Raw genomic sequence first — 12,235 nt, 5'->3', positions numbered from 1 at the left:
CCGTGTCGCACACGGCGCCCCTTGCTCGACGGTGGCTGGTCGCGCGCCGCTCAGGCGGCGAGCTTGCGCAGCACGTATTGCAGGATGCCCCCGTTGAGGAAGTAATCCAGCTCGTTGACGGTATCGATGCGGCAGCGCGCGACGAAGGTCTCGCTGCTGCCGTCCGCGCGGGTGAGCGTCACCTCGACGTCCTGGCGCGGGCGCAGGCCGCCGACGTTGCGGATCGTGAAGGTCTCCGACCCGTCGAGCTTGAGCGTCTTGCGATCGACGCCCTCGGCGAATTGCAGCGGCAGCACGCCCATCCCGACAAGGTTGGAGCGGTGGATGCGCTCGAAGCTCTCCGCGATCACCGCGCGCACGCCGAGCAGATTGGTGCCCTTTGCCGCCCAGTCGCGCGACGAGCCGGTGCCATATTCCTTGCCCGCGACGATCACGAGCGAGGTGCCGTCCGCCTTGTAGCGCATCGCCGCGTCGTAGATCGGCATCACCTCGCCGTCATACTTGGACATGCCGCCCTCGACGCCCGGCACCATCTCGTTGCGAATGCGGATGTTGGCGAAGGTGCCGCGCATCATCACTTCGTGATTGCCGCGGCGCGCGCCATAGCTGTTGAAGTCCGCCTTGGCGACCTGATGCTCCTGCAGATAGATGCCCGCCGGGCTGTCCGCCTTGATCGAGCCGGCCGGGGAGATATGGTCCGTGGTGATCGAATCGCCCAGGATCGCCAGCGGCTTGGCCTCGATGATGTCGGTCACCGGCTTGGGCGTCATCCCCATCCCGTCGAAATAGGGCGGGTTGGCGACATAGGTGGAGCCGGCGCGCCACTTATAGGTATCGCTGCCCTCGACCTGGATCTCGCGCCACTTGGCGTCGCCGGCATAGACGTTGCCGTAGCGCGAACGGAACATCGCATCGTCGATGTTCGCGGTCATCAGCGAATTGACCTCGTCGTTGGTCGGCCAGATGTCCTTGAGATAGACGTCGCTGCCGTCCGACGCGGTGCCGATCGGGGTCGAGACCATATCCTCGGTCACCGTGCCCTTGAGCGCATAAGCGACGACCAGCGGCGGGGAGGCGAGGAAGTTGGCGCGCACGTCGGGGCTGACGCGGCCCTCGAAGTTGCGATTGCCCGAGAGGACGCTCGCCGCGACCAGATCGTTGCCGTTGATCGCCGCCGAGATCGGCGCCGCGAGCGGCCCCGAATTGCCGATGCAGGTGGTGCAGCCATAGCCGACGAGGTTGAACCCGATCGCGTCGAGATCCTCGCTGAGCCCCGACTTGTCGAGATAGTCGGTCACCACCTGCGACCCGGGCGCGAGCGAGGTCTTCACCCACGGCTTGGGCTTGAGCCCCTTGGCGCGCGCCTTGCGGGCGACGAGCCCGGCGGCGACCAGCACCGACGGGTTGGAGGTGTTGGTGCACGAGGTGATCGCGGCGATCACCACGTCACCGTCGCCGATATCGTGATCGCGGCCCTCGACCGGGACGCGCGCCGGCTGCGCCTTGTTATAGAGCTTGGCGAGATCGCTGTTGAACACGTCGTCGACGGTGTCGAGCGTCACCTTGTCCTGCGGGCGCTTCGGCCCGGCGAGCGACGGCACGACGGTCGACATGTCGAGCTCGAGCGTGTCGGTGAACACCGGATCGGGCGACATCGCGTCGCGCCACATGCCCTGCGCCTTGGCATAGGCCTCGGTCAGCGCCACCGTCTCCTCGGGGCGCCCGGTGAGGCGCATGTAATCGAGCGTGCGGTCGTCGACCGGGAAGAAACCGCAGGTCGCGCCATATTCGGGCGCCATATTGGCGATCGTCGCGCGATCGGCGAGCGTCATCGAGGCGAGGCCCGGGCCGTAGAATTCGACAAAGCGGCCGACCACGCCCTTGGCGCGCAGCATCTGCGTCACGGTCAGCACCAGATCGGTCGCGGTGATGCCTTCGCGCAGCGCGCCGGTCAGCTTGAAGCCGACGACCTCGGGGATGAGCATCGAAACCGGCTGACCGAGCATCGCCGCCTCGGCCTCGATCCCGCCGACGCCCCAGCCGAGCACGCCCAGGCCGTTGATCATCGTGGTGTGGCTGTCGGTGCCGACCAGCGTATCGGGATAGGCGATCGTCGCGCCGGTCTTGGCATTCTCGCCGGTCTCGACCGCCGACCACACCGCCTGGCCGATATATTCGAGGTTCACCTGATGGCAGATGCCGGTCCCCGGGGGAACGACCTGGAAATTGTCGAGCGCCTTCGAGCCCCACTTCAGGAACTCGTAACGCTCGCCGTTGCGGGCATATTCGAGATCGACGTTATCGCCGAACGCCTTGGGGGTGCCGAATTCGTCGACCATCACCGAGTGATCGATGACGAGGTGGACGGGGACCTGCGGGTTGATCTTGGCCGCGTCGCCGCCGAGCTTGGTGATCGCGTCGCGCATCGCGGCGAGGTCGACGACGCAGGGAACCCCGGTGAAATCCTGCATCAGCACGCGCGCCGGGCGATATTGGATCTCGCGGTCGGAGCGGCGCTCCTTCTGCCAGTCGACGATCGCCTGCACGTCCTCGGGCGTCACGGTCACGCCGTCCTCGAAGCGCAGCATGTTCTCCAGCAGCACCTTCATCGAGAAGGGCAGGCGGGTGATGTCGCCATATTTCTCCGCCGCCTTGGCGAGCGAGAAATAGTCGTAAGCCTTGCCGTCCACAGTGAGCGTGGTGCGGGCGCCGAGCGTATCGTGGCCGATGGCGGTCATGCGGGTCCTTTCCCCTTGGTGGGCCTGTCGGGCGCGGCGGGGAGGCGGTGGCCGCGGCACGCGCCGGGCCCCCGCGCGAGCGCGCCCGGACGGGCGTAAGCGACGGAGTCGGGAGGGCCGATAGCAGCGGGTGGGGCAGGGGGGAAGGGGCCTACGCTGCCTCCCCTAGCTCGTCACCCAGCGAAAGCTGGGGTCTCGCGCCACAGGCGTCGCCCCTGCCGCCCGAGATCCCAGCTTTCGCTGGGATGACGGGTGGGGGAACGGCTTGGGAAAGCTCAATCCAGCCGGCGCGCGAGTTCCGAATTGAGTGCCAGCGCTGCCAGCGTGCCGAGCGCGCCCGACAGCAGATAGCCGCCGGCCGCGATCAGCCCGAAATTCTTCGCCAGCACCAGCGCCGCGAGCGGGGCGAAGCCGGCGCCGAACAGCCAGGCGAGGTCCGAGGTCAGCGCCGCGCCGGTGTAGCGTGCGCGCTTGGGGAAATTGTTGGTCACCGCGCCTGAGGACTGGCCGAACGACAGCCCGAGCAGGATGAACCCGGTCACCATGAACACCGCCTCGCCCGCGCCGCCCGCGTCGAGCAATTGCGGCGCGAACCCCGAGAAAGCCGCGATCGCCGCGGCGGTATAGCCGAGCAAGGAGCGCCGCCCGATCCGGTCGGCGAGCAGCCCCGAGACGACGATCGCCGCGACGCCGAACGCCGCGCCGACGATCTCGATCATCAGGAAGCGGGTGATGCTCTCATGCGTGAACAAGGCGACCCAGGAAAGCGGGAACACCGTCACCATATGGAACAGGGCGAAGCTCGCCAGCGGGGCGAAGGCGCCGATGATGATATTGTGCCATTGCGCCTTGACCGTCGCGATGACCGGCGAGGGGGTCAGCTCGCGCGCCTTGAACAGCTCGTTATATTCCGGCGCGACCGAGATGCGCAGCCGCGCGAACAGCGCGACGACGTTGATCGCGAAGGCGACGAAGAACGGGTAGCGCCAGCCCCAGCTGAAGAAATCGTCGAAGCCCAGGGTGCCGATGAAGAAGGCGAACAGCCCGCTCGCGACGATGAGGCCGAGCGGCGCGCCGAGCTGCGGCACCATCGCATACCACCCGCGGCGCTTTTCCGGCGCGTTGAGCGCGAGGAGCGAGGCGAGCCCGTCCCACGCGCCGCCCAGCGCGATCCCCTGACCGATGCGCAGGATGGCGAGGATCACCGCCGAGGCGATGCCGACCTCGTTATAGCCGGGCAGGAAGCCCACCGACACCGTTGCGGTGCCGAGCAGGAACAGCGCGATGGTCAGCTTCGTTCCCCGTCCGTGGCGGCGGTCGATCGCAAGGAAAATCTGCGAACCGATCGGCCGGGCAAGGAAAGCGAGCGGAAACAGCGCGAAAGAGTATAAGGTGCCGGTCACGCGGTCGACGAACGGGAAGATCAGCTGCGGGAACACCAGCACCGAGGCGATCGCGTAGACGAAGAAGTCGAAGAATTCGGAGGTGCGGCCGATGATCACCCCGATTGCGATCTCGCCCGGACGGACATGGCCCGTCGCAACGGCGTCGCGCGCGGCAGGGGTGGGGTGGGCAATTGCTTCGGCCATCTGTCGTCAACTCTCGAACGAAAACCGCGCTCCCTTAGGCCGCCCCGCCCGGCCTGGGGATAGGACAAATTGTCCTATTTCGCACCTGCACAAACAGGACTAGCGCCCGATGATTATGCACATCATGCACCCTCAGACTCGAAACGGGAAGTGGCGCCGGGCGCTCGCGACGTTGCCGCTGATCGCGGCGCTCGGCGGGTGCGATATGGTGGTGATGAATCCCGCCGGAGACGTCGCGCGCCAGCAGGCCGATCTGATCCTGTGGTCGACCGGGCTGATGCTGCTGATCATCATCCCGGTGATGGCGCTGACGGTGATCTTCGCGTGGCGTTATCGCGCGTCGAACAAGGATACCGATTACGCGCCGGACTGGGATCACTCGACCGCGCTCGAGCTGGTGATCTGGTCCGCGCCGCTGTTGATCATCATCGCGCTCGGCGCGCTGACCTGGGTCGCGACCCACACGCTCGATCCCTATCGCGAGGTCGGGCGGATCGCCGCGGGCAAGCCGGTGCCGGCCGATCAGAAGCCGCTCGACGTTGAGGTGGTGTCGCTCGACTGGAAATGGCTGTTCATCTACCCCGAGCAGGGCGTCGCGACGGTCAACGAGCTGGTCGTGCCGGTCGATCGCCAGGTGCGCTTCCGCCTCACCTCGTCAGACGTGATGAACACCTTCTACGTCCCTGCGATGGCCGGGATGATCTATACGATGGCCGGGATGGAGACCAAGCTCCACGCCGTGCTCAACAAGCCCGGCAATTATGCCGGCATGTCCGCCAATTACTCGGGCGCCGGCTTCTCCGGGATGCATTTCCGCACCCACGCGCTCGACGAGGCGGGGTTCGCGCGCTGGGTCGCCTCGACCAAGGCGGCCGCCGGCAAGCTCGATACCGCGACCTATCTCAAGCTCGAACAGCCGAGCGAGCGCGTGCCGGTGATGCATTTCGGCACTGTCGAGCGCGGGCTGTTCGATCGCGCGGTCAACCAGTGCGTCAGGCCGGGCGCGCCGTGCATGAGCGAATCGATGCACGGCCACGGCCATATCCCGGCGCCCGCGGCCACCGCCGCGCCGGCCGCCGCCGCCGGGCAGCATCCGCACCATCCCTCCACTTCCTCCACCGGGGCCTGAGGCAATGTCCGAAGCCGTGACCAAGTTCCTGTTCGGCCGCCTGACGCTGGAGGCCATTCCCTATCACGAGCCGATCCTGCTCGGCACTTTCGCGATGGTCGCGCTCGGCGGCATCGCGCTGGTCGGCGCGCTCAGCTATTACAAATTGTGGAATTACCTGTGGCGCGAGTGGTTCACCACCGTCGACCACAAGCGGATCGGCATCATGTATCTCGTGCTCGGCACGGTGATGCTGCTGCGCGGCTTCGCCGACGCGATCATGATGCGGCTGCAACAGGCGATTGCCTTCAACGGCAGCGAGGGCTACCTCCCGGCGCACCATTATGATCAGGTGTTCACCGCGCACGGCGTGATCATGATCTTCTTCGTCGCGATGCCGTTCGTCACCGGGCTGATGAACTATATCGTCCCGCTGCAGATCGGCGCGCGCGATGTGTCCTTCCCGTTCCTCAACAATTTCAGCTTCTGGATGACCACCGCGGGCGCGATCCTGGTCATGATGAGCCTGTTCGTCGGCGAATTCGCGCGGACCGGCTGGCTGGCGATGGCGCCCTTGTCGGGGCTCGATTACTCGCCCGATGTCGGGGTCGACTATTACATATGGGCGCTGCAGATCGCGGGCGTCGGCACCTTGTTATCCGGCGTCAATCTGATCGCGACGATCGTCAAGCTGCGCGCGCCGGGGATGACGCTGATGAAGATGCCGGTGTTCACCTGGTCGGCGCTCGTCACCAACGTGCTGATCGTCGCCGCCTTCCCGGTGCTCACCGCGGTGCTCGCGCTGCTCGGCGCCGATCGCTACCTCGGCACGCATTTCTTCACGAACGAAGCGGGCGGCAACCCGATGATGTACGTGAACATGATCTGGATCTGGGGCCACCCGGAGGTCTACATCCTCGTCCTCCCCGCATTCGGCGTGTTCAGCGAGGTCGTCTCGACCTTCTCGAGCAAGCGGCTGTTCGGCTACACCTCGATGGTCTACGCCCTCATCGTCATCTGCATCCTCTCCTACCTCGTGTGGCTGCACCATTTCTTCACGATGGGGTCTGGCGCGACGGTCAACAGCTTCTTCGGCATCACGACGATGATCATCTCCATCCCGACGGGGGCGAAGATCTTCAACTGGCTGTTCACGATGTACCGCGGCCGCATCCGCTTCGAGCTGCCGATGATGTGGTCGATCGCGTTCATGCTGACCTTCGTCATCGGCGGGATGACCGGGGTGCTGCTCGCGGTGCCGCCCGCCGATTTCGTGCTGCACAATTCGCTGTTCCTCGTCGCCCACTTCCACAATGTCATCATCGGCGGGGTGCTGTTCGGGATGTTCGCGGGGATCAATTACTGGTGGCCCAAGGCGTTCGGCTTCAAGCTCGATCGCACATGGGGGCTGGTGAGCTTCTGGAGCTGGGTGATCGGCTTCTGGGTGGCGTTCACCCCGCTCTATATCGTCGGGCTGATGGGGGTGACGCGCCGGTTGCGCACCTTCGAGGATCCGTCGCTGCAGATCTGGTTCGTCATCGCCGCGGTCGGCGCCGGGATCATCGCGATCGGCATCGCCGCCTTCCTGATCCAGATCGCGGTCAGCATCCGCAACCGCGAGGCGCTGAAGGACGTCACCGGCGATCCGTGGCACGGTCGCACGCTCGAATGGTCGACCTCGTCGCCGCCGCCCGACTATAATTTCGCCTTCACGCCGGTGATCCACGATCTCGACGCGTGGGACGATATGAAGGCCAAGAACCAGATGGCGCCGACGCAGGGCTGGCTCGACATCCATATGCCCCGCAACACCGGCGCGGGCGTGATCCTCGCCGGGCTGTCGATGATCGTCGGGTTCGGGCTGATCTGGCACATCTGGTGGATGGTCGGGCTGGGGATGCTCAGCGTGATCGGCTACGCGATCTTCCACAGCTTCGATTACGATCGCGATTTCAACATCCCGGCGGCCGAGGTCGCCGCGACGGAGACCGCGCGCCTCAAGGCGCTGGCGGCAGCAGGGGCCTGAACCATGGCGCATAGCAACCCCACCGCCGCCGCCCCAATGACCGAGGGCGCCACCCCGATCTATTGGGAGACCGAGCCGCATCATCACGAGAGCGGGTCGAGCACGATGCTCGGCTTCTGGCTCTACATCATGAGCGACTGCCTCATCTTCGCGATGCTGTTCGCGTCGTGGGGCGTCTATGGCCGCAGCTTCGCGGGCGGCCCGACCAGCCACGAATTGTTCGATCTGAAGCTGGTTGCGGTCAACACCGCGCTGCTGCTGTTCTCGTCGATCACCTACGGCTTCGCGATGATCGCCGCGCACGAGCAGCGCAAATCGGCGGCGTTGCGCTGGCTGCTGGTCACGCTGCTGTTCGGCCTCGGCTTCCTCGGAATCGAATTGTTCGAGTTTTCGGAGCTGATCCACGAGGGCGCGGGGCCGGGGCGCTCGGCGTTCCTGTCGAGCTTCTTCGCTTTGGTCGGCACCCACGGGCTGCACGTCTTCTCGGGCTCGATCTGGCTCGTCACCTTGATGGTGCAGGTCGCGCGCAAGGGGCTGATCCCTGCCAATGTCCGGCGGCTGGAATGCCTGTCGCTGTTCTGGCACTTCCTCGACGTCGTGTGGATCGGCGTCTTCACCTTCGTCTATCTGCTGGGGTCGATGGCATCATGAGCGCGCACGAAAACGACAGCGGTGCGCCGCACGGCACGCGGCGCGATTACGTCACCGGCTTCCTGCTGTCGGTGGTGCTTACCGCCATCCCGTTCGGGCTGGTGATGAGCGGGGTGATCGCCGATGTCCGCGTCACCGCCGCGATCATCGCCGGGCTGGCGATGGTGCAGATCGTCGTCCACATGGTCTATTTCCTCCATATGAACGCGCGGTCCGAACACGGCTGGACGCTGATGGCGTTGATCTTCACGGTGGTGATCGTGGTGATCGTGCTGGCGGGGTCGCTGTGGGTGATGTTCAACATGAACCATTATATGATGCCGCAGATGGCGCCGCCCGCGGCGCATGGCGCGCCGCCGATGGATATGGGCGGGATGTGAAGGGCGTCGCCGCGCGAGCGCTGACCATTGCGGCGATCCTGGGGTTCGTCGCGCTCGGCATCTGGCAGCTCGAACGGCGGACGTGGAAGCTCGCGCTGATCGAGCGCGTCGATGCGAAGCTGGCGGCGGCCCCGGTGGCGGCCCCGCCGGCGAGCAAGACGCTGACCGAGGATGACGCCTACACCCGCGTCGTCGCCAGCGGCCGCTACCTCCCGGGGCATGATGTCTATGTCCAGGCGCTGACCGCGCTCGGCGGCGGCTATTGGGTGATGACCCCGCTCGATACCGCAAACGGGCGCATCCTGATCAACCGCGGCTTCGTCCCCGCCGACATGCGCGGCCGCGCGCCGCCTGCCGCCGGGCCGGCGACGGTGACCGGGCTGATCCGGCTGAGCGAGCCGGGCGGGGGCTTCCTGCGGTCCAACGATCCCGCCGCCGGGCGCTGGTATTCGCGCGACGTGGCGGCGATCGCCGCGGCGCAGCGGCTCGGCGCGGTCGCGCCGTGGTTCATCGACGCGGGGCCGAACGGCAGTGACTGGCCGCGCGGCGGGCTGACCGTCGTCGCCTTCCGCAACGCGCATCTCAGTTATGCGCTGACCTGGTTCGCGATGGCCGCGCTGCTCGCCGTGCTGGCGTGGCGGGCGATGCGAAAGCGCGCGCGGTGACGGCATTTGTGGGCCGCGAGGATGCCGCGCGGCGCAACCTGCTGCTGCTTGTGCTGCTGCGCTGGCTTGCGGTGGGCGGGCAGCTCGCGACGATCCTGCTGGTCGAGTTCGTCCTCGATATCCGGCTCCCGCTGTTCCCGATGCTCGCGACGCTCGGCGGGCTGGTCGCGCTCAATCTGCTCCAGCTTGCCTCGGTCCGCTTCCGCTCGGTCAGCAACGGCGAATTGCTCGGCGCGCTGCTGATCGACGTCGCCGCGCTCACCGTCCAGCTCGCTTTGTCGGGCGGGGCGACCAATCCGTTCATCACCTTGTTCCTGCTGCAGGTCGTGCTCGGTGCGGTGCTGCTCGAGGCGTGGTCGAGCTGGCTGCTCGTCGCGGTGACCAGCGCCGCCTTCGCCCTGCTCACCGTCGTCCACCACCCGCTGCCGTTGCAGCCCGGCTTCGTCAGCCATCTGTCGGTGGCCTATAAGGCGGGAAGCTGGTTCAGCTTCGTCCTCGCCGCGGTGCTGGTGGTGGCGTTCGTCACCCGTATCGCGCGCAACCTGCGCGAGCGCGACGCGCATCTCGCGACGATGCGCCAGCGCGCGACCGAGCAGGAGCATATCGTGCGGATCGGCCTCCTCGCGAGCGGCGCGGCGCATGAGCTCGGCACCCCGCTGGCGACCTTGTCGGTCGCGCTCGGCGACTGGCGCCGCGAGGCGCACGACCCGGCGCTCGCCGCCGAGGTGGCGGAGATGGAGGCGGAGGTTGCGCGCTGCAAGGAAATCCTCGCGGGCATCCTGTTCGCCGCGGGCGAGGTGACCGGCGAGGCGCCCGCACGCACCACCTTGCGCCGCTTCGTCGGCGGGATCGTCGAGCGCTGGGGGCGGCCCGAGCTGGTGACGTTGGTCGACGGGCTTGCCACCGATCCGCCGATCGTCGCCGATCGCGCGCTGGCGCAGACGCTGATCAACCTGCTCGACAATGCGATCGAGGCGGGGGCGTCGGGGGTTACGTTGCTGCTCGAACTGGTCCGTGACGCCGCGGGCGAGGCGGATATCCTGATCACCGCGCGCGACGACGGGCGCGGCTTTCCGCCCGCCTTCCTCGAAACCATCGGGCGGCCGTATCAGAGCAGCAAGGAGCGGCGCGGCGCGGGGCTGGGCCTGTTCCTCGCCGCCAATGTGCTGCGGACGCTGGGCGGCGCGCTGGAGGCGCGCAACGATCCGCACGGCGGCGCATTGGTCACCTTGCGCATCCCGCTCGCCGCGCTGGCGCTGGAGGAACGACGATGACCGAACGGCGGCTGCTGATCGTCGAGGATGACGCGGTGTTCGCGCGCACGCTGGCGCGCTCGTTCGAGCGGCGCGGCTATCGTGTCGCGGTGTCCAACGCGCCCGACGGGCTGGAGCAGGTGGCGCGCGATTTCGCGCCCGATCATGCGGTGGTCGATCTGCGGCTCGGTGGCGGCGCCTCGGGGCTGACCTGCGTGCAGATGCTCCACGCGCTCGATGCGACGATGCGGATCGTGGTGCTGACCGGCTTCGCTAGCATCGCCACCGCGGTCGAGGCGATCAAATTGGGCGCGACCAATTACCTGACCAAGCCCGCCAATACCGACGATATCGAGGCCGCCTTCGCGCGCGTCGACGGCGATCCCGACGCCGACATCGCCACCCGCACGACGAGCATCAAGACGCTCGAATGGGAGCATATCCACCAGACGCTGGTGGATACCGATTTCAACATCTCCGAAGCCGCGCGCCGCCTCGGCCTCCACCGCCGCACCTTGGCGCGGAAATTGGAGAAGCGGCATATTTAATGCCGTCATCCCAGCGGAAGCTGGGATCTCGGCCGCAGGGGCGCGGTTTGCGGCACGCGGCCCCAGCTTTCGCTGGGGCGACGGTTCGTTAAAAGGCTGCGATCCCCGTAATCGCCCGCCCGAGGATCAGCGCGTGGACGTCATGCGCGCCCTCATAGGTGTTGACCGTCTCGAGGTTCATCAGGTGGCGCATCACCTGATATTCGCCGGAAATGCCGTTGCCGCCGTGCATGTCGCGGCTCATCCGCGCGATATCGAGCGCTTTGCCGACATTGTTGCGCTTGACGATCGAGATCATCTCCGGCGCGAACTTGCCCTCGTCCATCAGTCGCCCGACGCGCAAGCTCGCCTGCAGCCCGAGCGCGATCTCGGTCTCCATATCGGCGAGCTTCTTCTGGTAGAGCTGGTTGGCGGCGAGCGGGCGGCCGAACTGGTTGCGATCGAGGCCATATTGCCGCGCGGCGTGGAAGCAGAATTCGGCCGCGCCCAGCGCCCCCCACGAAATCCCGTAACGCGCGCGGTTGAGGCAGCCGAACGGCCCCTTCAGCCCCTGCACCTCGGGGAGCAGCGCCTCGTCGCCGACCTCGACCTCGTCCATCATCACCATCCCGGTGATCGACGCGCGCAGCGAAAGCTTGCCCTCGATCTTCGGCGCGGAAAGCCCCTTCATGCCCTTTTCGAGCACGAAGCCGCGGATGCCCCCGCCGTGCGCGTCGGACTTGGCCCAGATCACGAACACATCGGCGATCGGCGCGTTCGAGATCCACGTCTTGCTGCCCGAGATGCGATAGCCGCCGTCGGTCTTGACCGCGCGCGTCTTCATCCCGCCCGGATCGGAGCCGGCGTCGGGCTCGGTCAGCCCGAAACAGCCGATCCATTCGCCGCTCGCCAGCTTGGGCAGATACTTACGCTTCTGCTCCTCCGAGCCATAAGCGTAGATCGGATACATCACGAGGCTCGACTGGACGCTCATCATCGAGCGATAGCCCGAATCGATCCGCTCGACCTCGCGCGCGACAAGGCCGTAAGCGACGTAGCTCGCGCCGACCCCGCCATATTCCTCCGGCACCGTCGGGCCGAGCAGCCCGAGCTGCCCCATCTCGCGGAAGATCGCCGGATCGGTCACTTCTTTGGCGAAAGCATCGATGATCCGCGGCGCCAGCCGGTCTTCGGCATAGGCGCGCGCGGTATCGCGCACCATCCGCTCGTCGTCGGTGAGCTGCTCGTCGAGCAGGAAAGGATCGGACCAATCGAACGCGCCAATACCGGCCATCATC

The 12,235-nt window shown here is 66.7% G+C and carries 10 protein-coding genes; 7 read left to right on the top strand and 3 right to left on the bottom strand.

Features of this window, described 5'->3' with window-relative positions; translation table 11 throughout:
* Positions 1–50: 50 nt before the first annotated feature.
* Entirely contained in the window at positions 51–2,738 is a 2,688-nt protein-coding gene (gene acnA, locus NED98_RS22345) for an aconitate hydratase AcnA (RefSeq protein WP_179510809.1), read from the bottom strand.
* A gap of 275 nt (positions 2,739–3,013) precedes the next feature.
* Positions 3,014–4,327: an MFS transporter gene (locus NED98_RS22340; protein ID WP_265269091.1), complete on the bottom strand. Its 1,314-nt coding sequence runs from the start codon at positions 4,325–4,327 to the stop codon at positions 3,014–3,016.
* Positions 4,328–4,442: 115 nt separating this feature from the next.
* Between NED98_RS22340 and cyoA the strand changes: the two genes are divergently transcribed.
* Genes cyoA through NED98_RS22305 form a run of 7 tightly spaced genes read left to right on the top strand, consistent with a single transcriptional unit; the run spans position 4,443 to position 10,958 of the window.
* Positions 4,443–5,456: a ubiquinol oxidase subunit II gene (cyoA, locus tag NED98_RS22335; protein WP_432423358.1), complete on the top strand. Its 1,014-nt coding sequence runs from the start codon at positions 4,443–4,445 to the stop codon at positions 5,454–5,456.
* A gap of 4 nt (positions 5,457–5,460) precedes the next feature.
* Positions 5,461–7,461 carry a cytochrome o ubiquinol oxidase subunit I gene (gene cyoB / locus NED98_RS22330; protein ID WP_179510811.1) on the top strand — a complete coding sequence of 667 codons (2,001 nt, stop codon included), beginning with the start codon at positions 5,461–5,463 and terminating at the stop codon, positions 7,459–7,461.
* Positions 7,462–7,497: 36 nt separating this feature from the next.
* The gene (gene cyoC / locus NED98_RS22325; RefSeq protein ID WP_265314560.1) at positions 7,498–8,112 is read left to right on the top strand and encodes a cytochrome o ubiquinol oxidase subunit III; all 615 of its coding nucleotides are present in this window, start codon (positions 7,498–7,500) and stop codon (positions 8,110–8,112) included.
* Positions 8,109–8,492 (top strand): cytochrome o ubiquinol oxidase subunit IV, encoded by a 384-nt coding sequence (gene cyoD / locus NED98_RS22320; RefSeq protein ID WP_265314540.1) that lies wholly within the window; start codon positions 8,109–8,111, stop codon positions 8,490–8,492. The genes cyoC and cyoD overlap by 4 nt, the downstream gene beginning before the upstream one ends.
* Positions 8,489–9,157: an SURF1 family protein gene (locus NED98_RS22315; RefSeq protein WP_265314538.1), complete on the top strand. Its 669-nt coding sequence runs from the start codon at positions 8,489–8,491 to the stop codon at positions 9,155–9,157. Before cyoD ends, NED98_RS22315 begins: the two co-directional genes overlap by 4 nt.
* A complete protein-coding gene (locus NED98_RS22310; protein ID WP_265314536.1) occupies positions 9,154–10,431 on the top strand; it encodes an ATP-binding protein in 1,278 nt (425 codons plus the stop codon). The genes NED98_RS22315 and NED98_RS22310 overlap by 4 nt, the downstream gene beginning before the upstream one ends.
* Positions 10,428–10,958: a response regulator transcription factor gene (locus NED98_RS22305; RefSeq protein WP_265314535.1), complete on the top strand. Its 531-nt coding sequence runs from the start codon at positions 10,428–10,430 to the stop codon at positions 10,956–10,958. The genes NED98_RS22310 and NED98_RS22305 overlap by 4 nt, the downstream gene beginning before the upstream one ends.
* Positions 10,959–11,046: 88 nt before the next feature.
* Here the strand turns inward: NED98_RS22305 and NED98_RS22300 are convergent, their stop codons facing one another.
* Positions 11,047–12,231: an acyl-CoA dehydrogenase gene (locus NED98_RS22300; RefSeq protein ID WP_265314534.1), complete on the bottom strand. Its 1,185-nt coding sequence runs from the start codon at positions 12,229–12,231 to the stop codon at positions 11,047–11,049.
* Between the last annotated feature and the right edge of the window lie 4 nt (positions 12,232–12,235).

It is taken from the genome of Sphingomonas lycopersici, from assembly GCF_026130605.1.
Taxonomy (GTDB): Bacteria; Pseudomonadota; Alphaproteobacteria; order Sphingomonadales; family Sphingomonadaceae; genus Sphingomonas; species Sphingomonas lycopersici.
This window is presented reverse-complemented; position numbering and strand designations above follow the sequence as displayed.

Coding starts and splice junctions, on each gene's coding strand:
- acnA (WP_179510809.1), bottom strand. CDS start 2,738: ATGACCGCCATCGGCCACGATACGCTCGGCGCCCGCACCACGCTCACT.
- NED98_RS22340 (WP_265269091.1), bottom strand. CDS start 4,327: ATGGCCGAAGCAATTGCCCACCCCACCCCTGCCGCGCGCGACGCCGTT.
- cyoA (WP_432423358.1), top strand. CDS start 4,443: ATGCACATCATGCACCCTCAGACTCGAAACGGGAAGTGGCGCCGGGCG.
- cyoB (WP_179510811.1), top strand. CDS start 5,461: ATGTCCGAAGCCGTGACCAAGTTCCTGTTCGGCCGCCTGACGCTGGAG.
- cyoC (WP_265314560.1), top strand. CDS start 7,498: ATGACCGAGGGCGCCACCCCGATCTATTGGGAGACCGAGCCGCATCAT.
- cyoD (WP_265314540.1), top strand. CDS start 8,109: ATGAGCGCGCACGAAAACGACAGCGGTGCGCCGCACGGCACGCGGCGC.
- NED98_RS22305 (WP_265314535.1), top strand. CDS start 10,428: ATGACCGAACGGCGGCTGCTGATCGTCGAGGATGACGCGGTGTTCGCG.
- NED98_RS22300 (WP_265314534.1), bottom strand. CDS start 12,231: ATGGCCGGTATTGGCGCGTTCGATTGGTCCGATCCTTTCCTGCTCGAC.